Raw genomic sequence first — 16,801 nt, 5'->3', positions numbered from 1 at the left:
TTACATACATTCTATATCTTAATTTTATCCGTCTGTCTGTCTATCTCTTACGAATGCTTAGCAGCGAATTGCCGTTCTTCATAAACTCATAAGGCACAGTGACTTCCGCTACCCGAAAGCCTTCTGCCTCCAGCTCATGAATCAAGCGGTCCAAATGGCCGTAACGACTCCCCGATAAATCGGTCAACGGGAAGATGCGCACCTCTTCCGAGGCCACTCGCAGCAGCTCCCGAATCGTCTGGACATGAAAGTCATAATCCAATCGGTCACTGTACATAAACAGAAAATGGGCAGACAGCACCAGGTGAAACTGTTCGTTAGCAAAAGGCAGCTCCGGCAGTACTGCAGCGACATAGCGATCCGGAAACTCCCTCATATCCTGGACGCAGTCACGGAGCGCTTGCTGGCGATGCCGACGAAGCCCCTTTACATCTCCGTAATAGTCCCAAACATAATTACTCTTCGCCTGTTCCATCGTTTCCATTGCATGCCCGATATCCTGCAGTCCCTTGGCCTCCAGGTCATCCGGCTTGTGATCATAGGCAATATCACTGGCCGTGATATCGAGACCATGCTTCGAACCGTGAGCGGTGAACGAACACGCTCCGGAGGGGCAATCCAATATGCTTTTGCCGGTAAGCTCTGACATTTCCAAATCAAACATAAACGTGTACTCTTCAAACGTGCGGCCAATAAATACAACCCGGTCCAATTCCTGTTTCGTCTTGCCTTGACTCTGCTCAGCTCTACTCATCTCTTCTCACCTCAGCTATTTATTGTGGGTGCGGGTGCGAGCACTCCTTCCCACATCCGTAAGCATATATTACCATATGATGGAATTCCGGATAACCCTTATATTTATTCACAGAATCCCAAACTCCACTCGGCTTTCAACCGTTCTATTTATATTATAATATTGATAACTAACTTATTTCGGAGGGGATTTCCTTATGTTACCTTATCCTGCGGCTACGACCAGAGAAGAGAAAATGAACATCATTCATCAAATCAAAGACCGGCTGCTTCAATTGCACGGCGATGACATTCTGGCCATTGGCCTGTACGGCTCGATCGCGCAAGGGATTGATGGCCCTTACTCGGACATTGAACTTCAAGTTGTTACACAGGACGGAGTCTCCCTTACCGGACACGAATTCATATACCCCCCTTTCAAAATCGAAATCGGCATGGAACAAAAACAGGACATACTGAAGGCTGCCGCGTCTGTGGACGACTCATGGGCGATTACAGCTGGCGCTTATGTCCATCTACAGGAAATCTACGATCCGGCGAACTTGCTCGCTGAAATTCGGAAGCTGCCCCTCCAGGTTTCAGAGGAAGCCATCAAAGAAACGATGCGGGTATTCATGATCTGGGAACCCTACGAAACGATGGGCAAAATACGAAACAACGTCCAATCCGGTAACTTTAGCTACCTCCCGCTCGGGGCCAAAGATCTGACCTGGCAGGCCGCCAAGCTGATTGGACTTGCCAACCGAACATTTTACAATACAAGAGCCAAGACATTGGAGGAATCACTGTCCCTGAAATCCAGGCCTTCCGGATACGATGAACTGGCGCAATTGGTCATGCGAGGTCAGCTTCTCCAGATCGATCATGTATATGAGCTTTGTGAACAGCTCTGGACCGGACTGAACGCATGGTATGAAAAAATGAATATTGAATATAAATCTAAAGAGCTTCCATTCTGATGGAGGCTCTTGCTTTGTGTTATGCATGAAAAGCTGATCATTCTCAATCTTATATTGACACATGTCATATTCTGGAACTACGCTGTGTAAGAGCGCATTTCTTACATACGATGAAAGATCGCTTTACGAAACGCCTGAATGATCATAAAAGGAAGTGAGTATTTATCATGCAAATTCAATTGAGTAGACCGCCGGATTACAAACCTCCTTATTGGCTGCCGCTTACAACCATCCTCACCGTCATACTCTTTATCTCCCTCATGCTGTGGTTCGAGAAGCCGCCGCAGGCCAGCAGCATCGATGCACCCGCAACCGAGTTCTCTGCCGAACGCGCGATGGCGCATGTCGAGCAGATTGCGCAGCAGCCCCATCCGATGGGTTCGCCTGCTAATGCAGAAGTCAGAGCTTACTTGGTGGAACAGATGAAGCAACTCGGCTTGAACCCGGACGTTCAAGAATTTAATGACCGCCTGACAACCAAGCACATCGAAGCCGACATTCAGCTTACGAACATTCTGGGCGTCATTAAGGGCACCGGCTCGGGCAAACCGCTTCTGCTTATGTCCCATTATGACTCGGTCCCTACCGGACCCGGAGCGAATGATGCTTCGGTAAGCGTAGCTTCATTGCTGGAGACGGCAAGAGCGATCCAGGCTGGACCTCCACCGCAGAATGACATATGGATTCTGCTGACAGACGGGGAGGAGAAAGGCATGCTGGGGGCTGAAGTATTCTTCCGTGACCCACAGCATCGTGAGGTTGGCATGATTGCGAATTTTGAAGCCCGAGGATCAAAAGGCTCCTCCCTCATGTTCCAGACCAGCGACAGCAATAGTCGGATCATTGAAGAATACGCCCAGGCCGTACCCAATCCAGTCAGCAACTCGCTCTTGGTGGACCTCTACAAACAACTGCCGAACGATACCGATCTGACGGTGGCGCTGGAGCATGGCCTCCCGGGGCTGAACTTTGCCTATGGCGATGGGTGGGTAGCCTATCATACCCCGATGGACAACACGGAGAACGTCTCCCTTGAAACCATGCAGCATCAAGGCGAGAATGCACTCGCCGTGGCCAAACATTTTGGCAATCTCGACTTGACTGACCTGACTTCAACAGGCAACCGTATTTACTTCAATTTATTTGGCCTGCTGGTTCATTACCCTGCAAAATGGGCTATCCTGATCACCGTGGTGTTCGCGGCGATATGGCTGGCTTTCGCGGTATTGTATGCCCGCATCTCCAGACTCTCCCTGAAGGGAAGTTTGCTCAGCTTGCTAACCCCGATTGCGGCCAGCGTGCTCTCGGCAGCGCTATGCTTTGGTTTGTGGTCGCTGGTTGATACGTTATGGGCCGGCAAAATGACGCAGCCCACAGGCGCAACCTATGATTCGCTTCTGTACAGTGTCAGCTTCATACTGGTAACCTTCATCATTCATGTTGCGCTCACCCGCTGGATCGTGCGGAAAGTGAATGAATTGGAGATGCTGCTGGCGGGCGCATTCCTGTTCCTGCTGCTGCTTGTCGGCTCCACCTGGTTCCTGCCGGGCGCAAGCTATTTATTTGCGATTCCGCTGCTGGTCCAGTTTGCGGCATTAACATGGGCGGCATTTACCAGGGACCCAATCGAATCCTTAAACCATCCGGCTGTTGTACTGGGAACGTCCCTTATCCCTGTTCTGATGTTTACTTCGGTCTTTCATATTGTGTTCCTCATGCTGCCGCCAGGGATTCACCTATTCAGCGTTGTACTGATCGGGCTGATACTTGCCATGATGTCCCCGGCTGTACGAATGCTCGCATATGCCTGGAAATGGGTACTGCCGGCTGCCTTCATCGCCGTCGTCGTTCTGCTCGCCATCGGCTGGATCCAGGCCGAACCTGGACCGGATCGACCGATTTTCGAGATGCGGTAATCATTACAGCCACCCTGCCTGCTACTCAACTGCTTGAGGGTGTGACACCCGATAAACGCACCGTTATGTCCATGCCAAACAAGCAAACGCGCGGACTGCGTTTGCTTGTTTTTTGGATGTGATATTGGATTGGTTTCGCCGCCGTTACTTCACGATATCTTGCCAATGCGGGGGGAGCTCATATGTCTCCAGATGTTTGTATTCCACCAGCTTGACCATACCGCCGGGAATCGTCGGAGCCACCTCAAACACAAGCCGGTCCTTTCCCACCGTAATATGGGGACCAACCGTTGGGCTGGCCTCAAGCGTAATGATGAAATGAAAACCGCGAAACCCGTTCACCCTCTTCACTCCGGTCACATCCACAAAGTAGGGATAGACAAGCGGCTGCTCCTTCAACGTATGGATATAATGCCCGCGAACCGCTTTATCGATATGAGGAAGCAGAAATAGCATCAGCATATCCTGATATTGCAGCTGTGAACTATCCTTCTTCGGTGAAGAATAGGCCCCCTCGGCATAGGACGGCAGCGGTAAACCGATAACCGTAACGACGGCAAGAATTAGACTGATGAAGCGTTTGTGCATATTTCTTTCTCGCCTCCTGCTGCAGCTCTTTATTATAGACTTCCCTAACCGATAGGGTTGATGTAACACCCACGAAATGAACGTGGGCTGCGATATAGATTAATTAGGGGACGTGCGATATGATAGGTGGAAGGAACGATATCGTATCGGCATATGCCTTCCTTATCACATTCATCGTGTTCCATGATACGGGGAGGATAACCATCAATATGAAAAAAAGGATTATGATCATGTCAGCAGCTATCATCGCACTACTGGTTGTCATTATTGTCGCAGCAAGCTTCTACTTCTATAATGTCGCTATTGCCCGCGCCGACAAGGGCTTTCTGAACGGCAACCCGGACCTGGAAGCCAACTCGAATATCGATAACCCCTTTGCGGACAGCAAGGAATGGTGGGCTCAGCAGAGCTTAGAGGAATGGAACCTTACTTCAGACGACGGTCTGAAGCTGCATGCTTACTATTTACCTGCCAAGATATCAACGGGTAAAACCGTCATCATTGCCCACGGCTACTCCGGTCATTCGGAGCAGATGAGCGAATTCGCCCAATGGTACCATGAGGATCTGGGTTATAACGTGCTTCTACCCGACGCGCGAGGTCATGGACGAAGCGAGGGCGATTACATCGGCTTCGGCTGGCCAGAGCGCAAGGATTATCTGAAATGGATTGATCAAGTTATTGGGCATACAGGCGAAGATGCTCAAGTCGTCCTTCATGGTGTATCCATGGGCGGTGCAACGGTTATGATGACCAGCGGCGAAGCGCTTCCTCCCCAGGAAAAAGCCATTGTCGAGGACTGCGGGTATACCTCGGTCACGGATGAGTTGACCTATCAGCTGAAGCGCCTGTATAAGCTTCCGTCCTTCCCGCTGCTTCAATCCACGAGCCTGCTCACCAAGATCCGGGCCGGATACTCCTTCGGCGAAGCCTCCGCACTGGAGCAGGTGAAGAAATCCAAGACGCCGACGCTGTTCATTCACGGCGGCGGCGATTTGTTCGTACCTACCGAGATGGTGTATGAGCTGTACGAGAACGGTCCGGAGCAAAAGAAGCTGTTCATCGTCCCCGAAGCAGGTCACGGCATGGCGCGCCAGTTTGACCCCGAGGGATATGACCGCGAAGTAACAGAGTTTATTGGCACGTACGTGCAATAAGAGAAATGAAGAAAAAGAGCAGCCCAAGTGGACTGCTCTTTTTGGTGCGAGGTGAGGGGGAAGCCTATAACGCTGCTTCCTTTCCTTTCAGGCGCTCGGGTTGCCTGTTCAATTTGCGCATCTATTTGCGTGATTTTTACTTCATCCGCGTATCAAAAGACCTGAATGGTTCCTAGCGCTGAATCCCCGGTCTTTGTCCCTCAGCCAGCATGTCGTTAATTCTCTCGATTAACTGCGGCAGCTCGCTCATCGTCCGGATCGTAAAATCTGCCCCGCTACGGATAAACGTCTGTTCGGTTTTCGAGATCGCAGCTTCCCGGTCTGATTCTGACAGGGCATGATACTCTTCTGAACTCAGGCCCATTTCCGAGCTGCCGATGACAACGCCAACCGACCATACACCTGCGTTCACGCCTTCCTTTACGTCCGAGACGGTATCCCCCACCTTAACGACCTTCCAGGAAGCCGATAACCGGAGAGACTCCATATTCCGATAAATCATGTACGGATAAGGTCTTCCTTGGGAATTCGTGTCATCCGGCGTGAAATAGACATCCGGGCTGTAGCCCTTTTGCCGGGCATTTGCTACCACGACCTCCATCATGCTGCTCGTATAACCTGTCGTAGAACCAATCTTCAAGCCTTGACCCTTCAATGCTTCAACCGTCTCAATAACACCCGGAATCGGGTCCGTGTACTCGGATAAAGAAGCCATCAACGCCGGCTCGAATTCTGCATACAGCCGTTCCACGTCCTGCTCATCGAAGGCTCTTCCGTACTTCGCTTCCCATAGCGCCGACACTCTCGGCATGGATAGCATGGCACGAATATGATCGATCTTCAGCATCCCCATCGGTGCTCTTGCTTCAGCCATCGTCACTTCAATGCCCGCATTCTTAAAAATATCGACAAACACGTTCACCGGTGCAAAGCATCCAAAATCCACAGCCGTTCCGGCCCAGTCCAATATAACGCCTTCGATTCGATTCATTGTGCCATCACTCCCCTATACTCTTCGATGATATGACATAATTGCTCGATATCCTGCTCATAGATTTCTCCGATATTCCCAATTCGGAAGGTATCCACGTCGGTCAGCTTGCCCGGATATATCACATAGCCTCTTTCTTTAATATAAGCGTAAAAGTGTTCGAAGCTAAACCCTTCACTCGGGAATAAGAATGTCGTGATGATCGGAGATTGCTTGTCATTGGTAATATAAGCCTGGATGCCGATCTGCGCCAATCTCTCCCGCAGCAGGCGATTGTTATTCCGGTAACGGCTGAACCTGGCAGGGACGCCGCCTTCTTCATTCAGCTCATCCAACGCTTTGGAGAAAGCTGCCACGACATGGGTCGGCGAGGTATAACGCCATTTGCCGTCATTGTTCATACCCTTCCACTGGTCGTACAGGTCGAGCGACAGGCTGCGCGCAACCCCTTCGCAGGCTGCAAGCTTGTCCAGCTTGGCGATGACAAATCCAAAACCCGGAACGCCCTGGATGCATTTATTCGCACTGCTGATGAGATAATCGATGGCAAGTCCCTGCACATCGATTTCCATTCCGCCAAAGCTGCTCATCGCATCGATAATGAGGGTTTTGCCATATTCTCTGGACAGCCTCGAGACCATCTCCAGCGGATTCAGAATCCCGGTTGTCGTCTCGCAATGTACCATTGCGATATGCGTAATACGCACATCCTTATGCAGTATGGCTCGCAGTTCATCCTCGCTTGGATGTTCATCGTAATTCACTTGGTACTCCTCATAATTCAATCCAATATACTTTGCCATTTTGACGATCCGCTCACCATAGGCGCCGTTCGTTACAATCAGCACTCTATCGTCATTCGATATGGTGGATGTCATCACCGCTTCGACGGCAAACGTTCCACTTCCCTGCATCAGTACCGCTGTGTATTGTGCCGCATCCGCCCCGGCGAGTGCCAGGAGCTGCGATCTGATTTTTTGCGTAATCGATTTATACTCATCATCCCATGTACAGCGGTCAAAGAGCATCTCCTCTTTCACCGTCTTGGTTGTCGTCAAAGGTCCTGGTGTCAAAAGCTTATAGGTATTCATTTCGCATCGCTCCTATGCTGGCTTATTCTTTAGATCCATTGAAGAATTGCTGATGCTTTTCCAGCAGCTCCACCGTCAGCGGCTTCTCGAAGGTCATCGAGTACGCAGGTTTGTTGACTTCATCCACGGTCTCCCCTTCGTATAGGGCCACCGGATAGTTCACGATCAGGTCTTTTCTGGCATCCTTCACGATGGTCTCAGCCATTTTCATCGCTAAATCCGTTGTGGCATTCTTCTTGTCCACCACCGCAACCGACTCGGTCAGCGAGAAGTTTCCTTCGACCGGATCCACGAAATCTATCGGTGCACCGTCAGCTTTGGCGGCTACCGCCTGATGGCGGAGTCCGAAGCCCGCAGCCACTTCTCCAGCCTGCACTTTCTTGATCGGACCTGAACCCGAGCTCTCCAGATGCGGTCCCACATTAGCGATCAGGTCATGGAGCACCTTACGTCCCGCATCTTCGCCGTATTGGTTGATAATCGCCTGAACCAGCAGCCAACCGGTGGAGGAATCCATAATATTCGGTATCGATACGAGTCCGCTGAATTCCGGTTTGGTCAGGTCCGTGATGGAGGTTGGCATTGACAAGCCTTTGTCTTTCAGCACTTGTGTATTCACGAAGATAGAGCCGGTATTCGCCAGAATCGGCGTGTAGTATTTCGGATAAGTTCCGACAGCGCCTGCGTCAAAAGCCAAATCCTTAAACATGGAGTGCTTGGTCTGCGAGCTTTCGATAAAGTACGAGCTCATCGTGATGAGATCAGCCTCGATTTTGTTCCCCTCAGCCATCAGTTTGCCGCCAAGTTCGGATGTACCCAGGGATTGCACGAGATACTGTCCTTCGTATCCGGCATTCTTCAACGATGTTTCCATTGCGGCGACGGCCTCTTCATCCCCGTTGGTGTAGATGACCACCTTCTTCGCTTCCCCCGTGCTTCCGCTGCCGCAAGCGGCCAGAGCCAACACCATGCTGATTGCGATCAATGACAGCAGCATTCCCTTAAGCGTCTTCATCATGATTAACTCCACTCCTTGTTTTTTATTTGTATTAATAAATAAGTTACCGCTGCGCCGTTCTCCTCTGTAATGCGTCGCACACCAGCTTGATGATCAGATTCGTGAAGAAGATCAGCATCGACAGCACGAAAATCTCATTAAACTTGGCGAAATGCTGCAGCTCTTTGATCTTGCTGGCTACGAGCGACGTCTGGGCGGATACAAGAAAGATAATGCCGCTGATCGTCACCATGGCGTTGATGAAATAGTAACTGAACATCTCAATAACGGTTGAAGCCGAGTTTGGCAGGATCACCCGATAAACGGTCTTGAACCAGCTGTCACCGAGCAGTTCCCCCGTGGTTTCCCAAGAAGGATTCATCTTGGACAGGGAGTTCTTGGCCATCAGATACGGCGTCGTAAAGAAATGAACAATATTACACAGAACGATAATAATGAAGGTTCCTTTCAGACTGCTTCCATTAAAGAAGAGCAGGTAGGATATCCCCAGCACCATGCCAGGCACCGTATTCGTGATCATCGATACCATATCCACCGTGGATCGGGCTTTTAACGATGTGCGCACATTGAGCAGTGCTGATCCATACGCCATCAAGGTACCGAACAGCGCCGTCAAGAAGGCGACCCAGAGGGAGTTTCGGTATACCCCCGTTAAATCACTCGATTGAAACACGTCCCGTACATGCTTAAGCGTAAACGTCATGTCATAGGGGTAACTGCTCAGCCATGGCGCAATGAACATCACGGCAAAAATGGAAAGCATTCCAAGCACAATGACCGATGACATTATGCCGAAAGCGATATCCCGCACGCGCTGCCGCGGCAGCTCGATATCCGACAGCTTGTCATAGTGGAAATTCCACTTTTCCAGATAATTCAGCAGCCAGATGCCGAACACGGCCGGAATCAGCATCAGCACCGCAATGACAGCGCCTTGGTTGAAGTCCGGAATGGAGCCCAGCATCACCTGATACAGCTGCGTTGCCACGACCGGATAGGTCCCGCCAACCGAAGCCGGAATCCCAAAATCCGTAAAGCTTAAGATAAAGGAAAGCACAAAGGCTCCGCCAAGCGCTCCGGCCAAGGGACGCAAAATCGTATTCAGGAAACTTCTCAACGTTCCGTCACCCATTAACTTGGAGACGATGATGAATTTTTTATCAATATATTTAAACGCGTTATGGATCAACAGGAATACTGGAGGCAGCGTGTAAATGACGTAGCCTATGAGCAGTCCGTTCCATCCGTAGATTTCGAACAGATTGCGTCCGGCAAGCCGGGTGATCAACCCCTGATTACCGAACGAATACATAATGGCGAACCCATATGTAATGGTCGGGAGCAACATGGGGATGATGATGACGGTTTTCAGCAGGCCTTTGACGGGCCGATATATTTTGGTGCAATGAATGGAATACGCTAGTATAAACCCGAGGACAGTTGTGATTACCGCCGTGATGCCCGATATCTTCACACTGTTGCCAATCGCTGCGATGAATTCCCGATTCGACCCTATGGATACATAATGCCCGAGGGTAAACCCCTGATCGGATTCGAAGGAACGGACCAGCAAGATGAGCAGCGGCAAGAACAGAAACACGGCGAACAATAACAGGATGACGGTAAAGATGATCCGCATTTCCGGTTTCACGTTATGCATACTGCTCACCGAACAGATTGTAGATGTTCTGCCTTTTGATGTGCAGCTGCTTGATAATAAACTGCTTCACAAAATCATTGCTCGGATGATGGACAATCTCCTGGGGTGTGCCGAATTGGGCGATCTGCCCCTGATGGATAATCAGGATTTTGTCCGAGAGCGTCAGCGCCTCCTCCGGGTCATGCGTCACAATAATCGTGGTCAGGTTAAACTCTCTGGCAATCGATTGAATCCGCTGCTTGATCGACTCCTTGATCACGCCGTCCAGCGCGCTGAGCGGCTCATCGAGCAGCAGGATTTTCGGTTTCGTGACCAGCGTTCTGGCCAGGGCCACTCTCTGCTTCTGCCCTCCTGACAGTTCGCCGATCCGCTTGTTCACATGAGGCTGAAGCTCCAGAAAGTCGATATATTCCTGTACCTCCTGCTGGCTCACGCTCCCCTTCTTGTTGCGCAGGCCGTATACGATATTGTCGTAGGCATTCAGATTGGGAAATAAGGCATAGTCCTGAAAAACGATATTAAACCCGCGCTTCTTCATCGGTACGTTGCTCAGATCTTGGTCATGGAACACGATTTTTCCCTGATCCATCCGGGTGAGTCCCAAAATAATATTCAGTAATGTGGTCTTCCCGCTGCCGCTCGGACCGAGCAGTGACACGATTTCGCCCGAACCGATTTCTACGTTGATGTCATCCAAAACCACTTTATCGTCGAATTGTTTGCTAATATGCTCTAGCTTCAGCAAACGGCTCACCTCCTTTAAACACATCCTCAGTATAGAAACCATATGTAAATAAGAATCATGGAAACTGTTAAATGTAAGTAAATTATGCATATATCATTCATATGTCAATACCAACTATTGACCATATTGATCCATAATTGATGCCCAACTTAGGAATAATATAGGTGAATCTATTGAACATGGCCAGGCGAATCGGTAAACTAGACATGAATACAGGCATCAACTACTAATGCAGATTGAATGGGTGAGCGAATGTTTCCACTGGAGAGGCAGAAGAAAATACTTGAGCTGCTAACGATTCGAAAAGTATTGAAGATCACGGAGCTAACGGAAGAGCTGAGCGTCTCTGTAGATACGCTGCGCCGGGATTTGAACACGCTGACCAAGCAGGGGCGGATCGAGAAGATATATGGCGGGGTTAAACTCGTGGAGTCCCGGTTCGGCGAATCCTCCATGGACGAGCGCATGGTCAGCCAGTTGGAAGAGAAGGATCGGATCGCCCGCAAATGCAGCGAATTCATTCATGACGGCGATTGCATCTATATCGACAGCGGCTCGACCACATATCAGATGGCCAAATACGTGAAGCATAAGAAGAAGCTGACGGTCGTTACCAACTCGCTGCCGGTTGCGATTGAGCTGATGGACAGCGATGTGGAACTGATTATGATCGGCGGCAAAATCCGTAGGGAAGAACAATCCGTCGTAGCGTATGAATACATCTTCAACTTTCACGAGCTGAATGTGCTGAAAGCCTTCATCTGCTGCAGCGGCATTACGATTGAAAAAGGCATCTCCGACTACAACCTGGAAGAAGCCATTACGCGCAAAAAAATGATCGAGCTGTCCAAAGAGGTGGTTGTCATGGCGGACAGCACCAAGTTCGGCAAAGACGTCACCATTTCCATCGCATCGCTCGACAAAATTGATATGATCGTGACCGATGCGAATGTCCATGCAAGCTTCATTCCAAAATTCAAAAAAACCAATTCAACGCTAGTGATTGCCGATGAATAGAATAAAAGACCAAAAAAACGGGCGTTCCTCCTCGCTAAATGTTTAGCGATAAGGGAATGTCCGTTTCGGTTTCACACAGGCACGCACCCGTATTAACTTTTAATTTATATGTGCCAAGCCCTTGCGAATCTCTTGGACCAGTATCATTTTCTCTTCTTCTGTAATCCCGTCTTTTCATAAGCGTGAAAGCTCAAGTCTTCTTGTAAGCGGTTGTACATTCGAATTGAAGTCAATATAATGTAGTGAGAAACAGGATATTTTTTCTAATTATGTGAGACACCATGCAAGTAGAGGAGGAATAAAGGTTATGAACGTTGGATCAGCACGCGCAGCGGCGACGGATTGGGTATTGCAGCATGCCAGCAGGGAGCCTGGATTTATGGGTGCCTATTTTAGTGGCTCCACGGTTGGAAAGCCGGATGAAGCAGAGATGGCTCCGTCCTCGGACATTGACATCGTTGTTGTTACCCAGGATGCGGAGCCCCCTCTTAAGCTGGGAAAATTTATCTACCAGGATGCTTTGATCGAAGCCACCTACCTGTCCTGGCGGGACCTCGCCTCGCCCGAGCAGGTATTAACATCCTATCATCTTGCGGGCAGCTTCCGAGTGGATACCCTGATGTCCGATCCAACCGGGCAGCTGCGTAAGCTGCAGACGGAGGTTTCGCGTCATTTTGCCGACCGGATATGGGTCGCCCGCCGCTGTGAGAACGTACGCGAACGAATCATAACCGGACTCCGCTCCATAGATCCTTCTGCCCCTTGGCATCGCCAGGTTACCTCATGGCTGTTCCCTACCGGCGTAACCACCCATATGCTCCTGGTCGCCGCTCTTCGCAACCCCACGGTCAGGCTGCGCTATGCGGCGGTTCGCGATGTGCTCAAGGAATATGACCAAGAGGTAATTTACGACGAACTGTTACGACTACTGGGTTGTAAAGACATGAGTGCCGAACAAGCGCTCCATCATCTTAATGGGCTGGCCCGCACCTTCGATGCCGCTGCTGCGATTGCCAAGACCCCCTTCTTCTTCAGCAGTGACATTACGCCGGATGCAAGACCGATTGCCATTGACGGCAGCCGCGAGCTGATCCTAAACGGAAGCCATAGAGAGGCCGTCTTCTGGATGGTGGCCACCTTCGCTCGATGCCACAACATATTGGAAGTCGACGGGACTCCTGAGTTTCAAGAGCAGTACGCCCCTGCTTTTGATGCCATCCTTGCGGATCTCGGCATAACGTCCACCGATGACCTGCTGCAGCGGGCCGACGAGGTTCTTCGGTTCCTGCCAAAACTGTGGACCGTCACGGAAGGTATTCTGGATGCCAATCCGAATATAACAGGCGGGCAAGAATCGACCTCATAACTTTCTTATTTTATATAGAAAAGACCACGCCAGGATTATTCCTTCGCGTGGTCTTTGTATTCGTGACCTTCCTGCTACAGAGGCAGATAAAATCGATGCTCCTCTTGATCTTTGGCAAAGCCAACCGAATGATAGAGTGACAACGCCGTTTCATTGGCTGCCTTCACTTGAAGTTTTGCCGAGGTGGATCCATGAGCCTGAAGATAGGACATGGCACGATGGAGCAGATAATTTGCAATTCCCTGTTGTCTCCAGGCTTCTCTCACAAACACATCTTCAATCGCGCCGATATTCCCCTCTTCTAGCCATACCATGGTACTGCCTATTAACGTGTCCCCTTCAAGGACATTCATCGCAGTCCAACTGGGATGTCCTTTATATTCCCGTAATCGTCCAAGCCCCAGCGGCGCTTCCGGCCAAATCTCGGCCTCGAGCATTAGATACATCTCTTCCTCTTCCGCAGACTCCATCTTCCACAATCGATAGCGATAGCGATCATCTAACGGCAAGGCATATAAAGGCTCCTCAAGCGACCGCTTCATGGAATACAGCTTCTCCAGCGGCTGGAATCCGATTTCCTCTGTAAAGAAAGTATTGTTGCCGATCTCATGGGCATAGTTGCCCACGCACAAATACGTCCCGTATGTCTCCGGTAGCGTCCTCTTTAACACAAGGGCACGTTCATAGAGCACCTTATACATTGCACCTAACAGATCATAATCCCGCTCCCGCTGCGGTACAGCCTTGAGGTTCACATAAATGTGATGCTTGCAGTTAGGCCCACATCCCGGCGGAATCACGTTAATAATGCCGACCTGTCCCTTGGCCACCATCTTCCCGTTTTCGAATGCACAGAACACGTTACCCCAATTCTCCTGGTCACCCACCCACCAGAACAGTGCATCCGCTGCGGATACCGCCTGATACAACTCCCCCAGCAGAGGCATATCGCCCTGCCTAAAATTCCGTATGATTCTTTCACCCAAATGAATGTCACCAACCTTTGCGTTCATTGTAAGACGACCCGGGATGATAAACATAGATAAAAAACAACTATAGACAAACAAATCGATTATTCATGTATTGATTTCCTTAATATGGGTTTACAATGTTTAAATTACGTAATATAATAATTACGTAATAACATAATATCGATAAAGTGAGGTTAATGATTCCCCATGACACGTGATCTGGTTTATGAGATGGATGTCTTAAAGAATCAAATGGCAGAGCTACAGCAGCTTGTCTATCAAGCTCTTGTGGAACGCAAACCTGGTTCCGCATCAAACCAACACCGCCAAGAAATCGCAACAGCACCTACGATACATGAAGCAACCCTCGAAGACGGCTCCGTATTCTACTCCGGGCAAGTGCACCTGAACGGACAAAACATCCGCTGGGAGCCGCAGGAACGGCGAATGGATCAATTGCTGGACATGAACACCGAGAAGGCTGCCAAAATCCTCGCAGCACTGGGCAACAAGCAGCGCCTGGATATTTTAAAGGCCGTCATGGCAGAGCCCCTATCCGGTTCCGAGTTGGTAGAACGGTTGAATATGGGAACGACGGGTCAGCTGTATCACCATCTCAAGGCGCTGCTCGGCGCGGATCTCCTTGTGCAGGAGCAGGGCGGCCGGTACACTCTTCCTAAGCATCGGAGCCTGCCGTTCCTGCTGCTGCTGTCTGCTGCAGGCGATTTGCTCGATACAAGCGATTACCTGGAGATGACCGAAACCCGCAACAATCCGGGGATGTATTTTGGAGCCTCGCACGGCTTCGATATTCATCAGCTGCTTTGGGCCGTGGTGGAAAATTCAGTATTGGAGCACACAAGCGGGTATGGCGATCAGATTGGCATTTTCCTGCATGAGGATGGCAGCGTGACGGTTACCGATAACGGGAGAGGCATACCTGTGCAGGCCCTTCCGAATTCCAACATCCCAGTCGTACAATCGGTACTAACCGATGTCCACCAATTGAACGCCAGCGCACACTTTCTGGTCCCCGGCGCCGAAAAAGGCATCAGCATCGCCGTAGTCAATGCCCTCTCCAAGCAGCTGACCGTGGAAATTCGCCGTGACGGGAACATATACCGGCAGGAGTACAGGCACGGCATTCCGCAGACCGGGCTTCAGATTGTCGGCATGACTCAGGAGACAGGTACCAGCGTGACATTCAAGCCTGAGCCGGAATTATTCAGCTCTGCCTTTGAATTTGACCGCATCCTCGAGCGTAAGAGCGCAATTGCCGCGGACTATCCTGGACTCACCCTAACAATCCGCGTTACCGCTGAATAAAGGAGCTCCAGAAGGGGCAGTTCGAAGAATGTGCACCGTGCTTTTTTACAGCAGCGGTACGCTCAGATGCCACATCGAGTGTACTGCTCCCTATGCAAACCGTGGCCGAAGCAACGGTCCTGGAACGATACCGGTCCGGGTGGTAGAGACACACGGTGTGGGGTGTGGGGTGTGGGGTCCGAGCAAGCTTGGATGGCTGTCGACCGAACACATGTCTGGTGCTATACTGAGCTTGAACGAACGCTAATCGAGGTGATATAGAATGCTGGAACGTTCTATGGAGAATGTAATGGAATCAGAACAGGAAAGGGGATGGTGCGATTAAATAAAAAACGAAACGAGGACGATACACATGAGCATACAGAGTACGGTAATAAGCGAAGGATTTTCATTGAATGTTTCCATTCGTGGAAACGGCAGGCCTATTTTGGTGGTGGGAAGCAGTATTTACTACCCCCGCTTGTTTTCGGAACAACTCTACACTTCATTTCAACTGATTTTCCTGGACCATCGAGGCTTTGTGAAGCCCCCTCGGACACTGGAGCCGGAAGACTATGCGCTGGATAAGGTTCTGGATGATATCGAAGCGGCAAGGCAAACGCTGGAACTGGAGGATTTTATTATATTGGGGCATTCGGGCCATGCTTTCATGGCGCTGGAGTATGCCAAAAAATATCCGGACCATGTCCGGAAGGTGGTCCTGCTGAACACGGCCCCGACCAACAGCCCGGAGCGGCAGCAGCAGAGCATCGCTTTTTTCAATGAAACGGCAAGCCCAGAACGGAAACGGAAGTTTGATGCGGATATCGCCCTGCTGGCGGGGGACATTCAGAAAGAGCCGGAACGTCGTTTTGCTCATATGTGCATCCGAATGGGAGCGCACAGCTTCTATGACTATGCTTATGATGCGGCTTGGATGTGGGAAGGGGTCTTCACCAGCATGCCCGTCATGGATCATTTATGGGGAGAAGCCTTCCCGCGGCTCAATCTGATCGATTCGCTGAAAGAGGTTGCCAAGCCCGTCCTCATCGGTCTTGGACGGTACGACTATTTGGTCAGTCCCGTATCACTCTGGGATGCTGTAGACGACTGGCAGGAACACGTGAAGAAGGTCATTTTTGAAAAAAGCGGCCATAATCCGATGTTCGAAGAGCCTGAGCTATTTGATGCCATATTAACGGATTGGATTCATGAAACGGATAACTAATCCGGTGAAGATACAACGTATGCCGTTACTGTAATG

General features: G+C 50.3%; 15 protein-coding genes. 7 read left to right on the top strand and 8 right to left on the bottom strand.

From position 1 onward, the window contains the following. Positions 1 to 40: 40 nt before the first annotated feature. A complete protein-coding gene (locus tag ACOZB4_RS31080; RefSeq protein ID WP_076322618.1) occupies positions 41 to 754 on the bottom strand; it encodes an SAM-dependent methyltransferase in 714 nt (237 codons plus the stop codon). Between the two features lie 196 nt (positions 755 to 950). Here ACOZB4_RS31080 and ACOZB4_RS31075 point away from each other — a divergent pair, with 196 nt between their 5' ends. Both ACOZB4_RS31075 and ACOZB4_RS31070 read left to right on the top strand, forming a co-directional pair. Continuing rightward, a complete protein-coding gene (locus ACOZB4_RS31075) occupies positions 951 to 1,712 on the top strand; it encodes a kanamycin nucleotidyltransferase C-terminal domain-containing protein (protein WP_339269468.1) in 762 nt (253 codons plus the stop codon). Between the two features lie 167 nt (positions 1,713 to 1,879). Further along, positions 1,880 to 3,628: a M28 family peptidase gene (locus ACOZB4_RS31070; protein WP_379414014.1), complete on the top strand. Its 1,749-nt coding sequence runs from the start codon at positions 1,880 to 1,882 to the stop codon at positions 3,626 to 3,628. 144 nt (positions 3,629 to 3,772) lie between these two features. Here the strand turns inward: ACOZB4_RS31070 and ACOZB4_RS31065 are convergent, their stop codons facing one another. Next, complete coding sequence (locus ACOZB4_RS31065; protein ID WP_379414016.1) at positions 3,773 to 4,216, bottom strand: DUF3888 domain-containing protein; 444 nt, start codon at positions 4,214 to 4,216, stop codon at positions 3,773 to 3,775. A gap of 209 nt (positions 4,217 to 4,425) precedes the next feature. Here ACOZB4_RS31065 and ACOZB4_RS31060 point away from each other — a divergent pair, with 209 nt between their 5' ends. Next, positions 4,426 to 5,373, top strand: coding sequence for an alpha/beta hydrolase (locus ACOZB4_RS31060; protein ID WP_379414019.1), 948 nt, complete (start codon positions 4,426 to 4,428; stop codon positions 5,371 to 5,373). Positions 5,374 to 5,545: 172 nt separating this feature from the next. Here ACOZB4_RS31060 and phnX read toward each other — a convergent pair whose 3' ends face one another. Genes phnX through ACOZB4_RS31035 form a run of 5 tightly spaced genes read right to left on the bottom strand, consistent with a single transcriptional unit; the run spans position 5,546 to position 10,878 of the window. Beyond that, on the bottom strand, positions 5,546 to 6,364 hold the full coding sequence (phnX, locus tag ACOZB4_RS31055; RefSeq protein WP_379414022.1) for a phosphonoacetaldehyde hydrolase: 819 nt from the start codon (positions 6,362 to 6,364) through the stop codon (positions 5,546 to 5,548). Continuing rightward, the gene (gene phnW, locus ACOZB4_RS31050; protein WP_379414025.1) at positions 6,361 to 7,455 is read right to left on the bottom strand and encodes a 2-aminoethylphosphonate--pyruvate transaminase; all 1,095 of its coding nucleotides are present in this window, start codon (positions 7,453 to 7,455) and stop codon (positions 6,361 to 6,363) included. Before phnW ends, phnX begins: the two co-directional genes overlap by 4 nt. Before the next feature lie 22 nt (positions 7,456 to 7,477). Next, the gene (locus ACOZB4_RS31045) at positions 7,478 to 8,473 is read right to left on the bottom strand and encodes an extracellular solute-binding protein (protein WP_379414027.1); all 996 of its coding nucleotides are present in this window, start codon (positions 8,471 to 8,473) and stop codon (positions 7,478 to 7,480) included. A gap of 43 nt (positions 8,474 to 8,516) precedes the next feature. Then, positions 8,517 to 10,133 carry an ABC transporter permease subunit gene (locus ACOZB4_RS31040; RefSeq protein ID WP_379414029.1) on the bottom strand — a complete coding sequence of 539 codons (1,617 nt, stop codon included), beginning with the start codon at positions 10,131 to 10,133 and terminating at the stop codon, positions 8,517 to 8,519. Continuing rightward, positions 10,126 to 10,878, bottom strand: a complete 753-nt coding sequence (locus ACOZB4_RS31035; RefSeq protein WP_339269453.1) for an ABC transporter ATP-binding protein — start codon at positions 10,876 to 10,878, stop codon at positions 10,126 to 10,128. Before ACOZB4_RS31035 ends, ACOZB4_RS31040 begins: the two co-directional genes overlap by 8 nt. 240 nt (positions 10,879 to 11,118) lie before the next feature. Here ACOZB4_RS31035 and ACOZB4_RS31030 point away from each other — a divergent pair, with 240 nt between their 5' ends. Further along, complete coding sequence (locus tag ACOZB4_RS31030) at positions 11,119 to 11,895, top strand: DeoR/GlpR family DNA-binding transcription regulator (protein ID WP_379414033.1); 777 nt, start codon at positions 11,119 to 11,121, stop codon at positions 11,893 to 11,895. 307 nt (positions 11,896 to 12,202) lie between these two features. Beyond that, positions 12,203 to 13,261, top strand: a complete 1,059-nt coding sequence (locus ACOZB4_RS31025) for a hypothetical protein (RefSeq protein ID WP_379414036.1) — start codon at positions 12,203 to 12,205, stop codon at positions 13,259 to 13,261. A 74-nt stretch (positions 13,262 to 13,335) separates the two neighbouring features. Here ACOZB4_RS31025 and ACOZB4_RS31020 read toward each other — a convergent pair whose 3' ends face one another. After that, a complete protein-coding gene (locus tag ACOZB4_RS31020; RefSeq protein WP_379414039.1) occupies positions 13,336 to 14,274 on the bottom strand; it encodes a GNAT family N-acetyltransferase in 939 nt (312 codons plus the stop codon). 165 nt (positions 14,275 to 14,439) lie between these two features. Between ACOZB4_RS31020 and ACOZB4_RS31015 the strand changes: the two genes are divergently transcribed. Together ACOZB4_RS31015 and ACOZB4_RS31010 are read left to right on the top strand one after the other, a co-directional pair. Continuing rightward, positions 14,440 to 15,558: an ATP-binding protein gene (locus ACOZB4_RS31015; protein WP_379414042.1), complete on the top strand. Its 1,119-nt coding sequence runs from the start codon at positions 14,440 to 14,442 to the stop codon at positions 15,556 to 15,558. Positions 15,559 to 15,910: 352 nt separating this feature from the next. Continuing rightward, the gene (locus ACOZB4_RS31010) at positions 15,911 to 16,765 is read left to right on the top strand and encodes an alpha/beta fold hydrolase (protein ID WP_379414045.1); all 855 of its coding nucleotides are present in this window, start codon (positions 15,911 to 15,913) and stop codon (positions 16,763 to 16,765) included. Positions 16,766 to 16,801: the final 36 nt, after the last annotated feature.

This window comes from Paenibacillus sp. NPDC058898 (assembly GCF_049316025.1).
In the GTDB taxonomy this organism is placed as follows: Bacteria; Bacillota; Bacilli; order Paenibacillales; family Paenibacillaceae; genus Paenibacillus_AQ.
This window is presented reverse-complemented; position numbering and strand designations above follow the sequence as displayed.

Coding starts and splice junctions, on each gene's coding strand:
- ACOZB4_RS31070 (WP_379414014.1), top strand. CDS start 1,880: ATGCAAATTCAATTGAGTAGACCGCCGGATTACAAACCTCCTTATTGG.
- ACOZB4_RS31040 (WP_379414029.1), bottom strand. CDS start 10,133: ATGCATAACGTGAAACCGGAAATGCGGATCATCTTTACCGTCATCCTG.
- ACOZB4_RS31030 (WP_379414033.1), top strand. CDS start 11,119: ATGGGTGAGCGAATGTTTCCACTGGAGAGGCAGAAGAAAATACTTGAG.
- ACOZB4_RS31080 (WP_076322618.1), bottom strand. CDS start 754: ATGAGTAGAGCTGAGCAGAGTCAAGGCAAGACGAAACAGGAATTGGAC.
- phnW (WP_379414025.1), bottom strand. CDS start 7,455: ATGAATACCTATAAGCTTTTGACACCAGGACCTTTGACGACAACCAAG.
- ACOZB4_RS31045 (WP_379414027.1), bottom strand. CDS start 8,473: ATGATGAAGACGCTTAAGGGAATGCTGCTGTCATTGATCGCAATCAGC.
- ACOZB4_RS31060 (WP_379414019.1), top strand. CDS start 4,426: ATGAAAAAAAGGATTATGATCATGTCAGCAGCTATCATCGCACTACTG.
- ACOZB4_RS31025 (WP_379414036.1), top strand. CDS start 12,203: ATGAACGTTGGATCAGCACGCGCAGCGGCGACGGATTGGGTATTGCAG.
- ACOZB4_RS31075 (WP_339269468.1), top strand. CDS start 951: ATGTTACCTTATCCTGCGGCTACGACCAGAGAAGAGAAAATGAACATC.
- phnX (WP_379414022.1), bottom strand. CDS start 6,364: ATGAATCGAATCGAAGGCGTTATATTGGACTGGGCCGGAACGGCTGTG.
- ACOZB4_RS31065 (WP_379414016.1), bottom strand. CDS start 4,216: ATGCACAAACGCTTCATCAGTCTAATTCTTGCCGTCGTTACGGTTATC.
- ACOZB4_RS31010 (WP_379414045.1), top strand. CDS start 15,911: ATGAGCATACAGAGTACGGTAATAAGCGAAGGATTTTCATTGAATGTT.
- ACOZB4_RS31015 (WP_379414042.1), top strand. CDS start 14,440: ATGACACGTGATCTGGTTTATGAGATGGATGTCTTAAAGAATCAAATG.
- ACOZB4_RS31020 (WP_379414039.1), bottom strand. CDS start 14,274: ATGAACGCAAAGGTTGGTGACATTCATTTGGGTGAAAGAATCATACGG.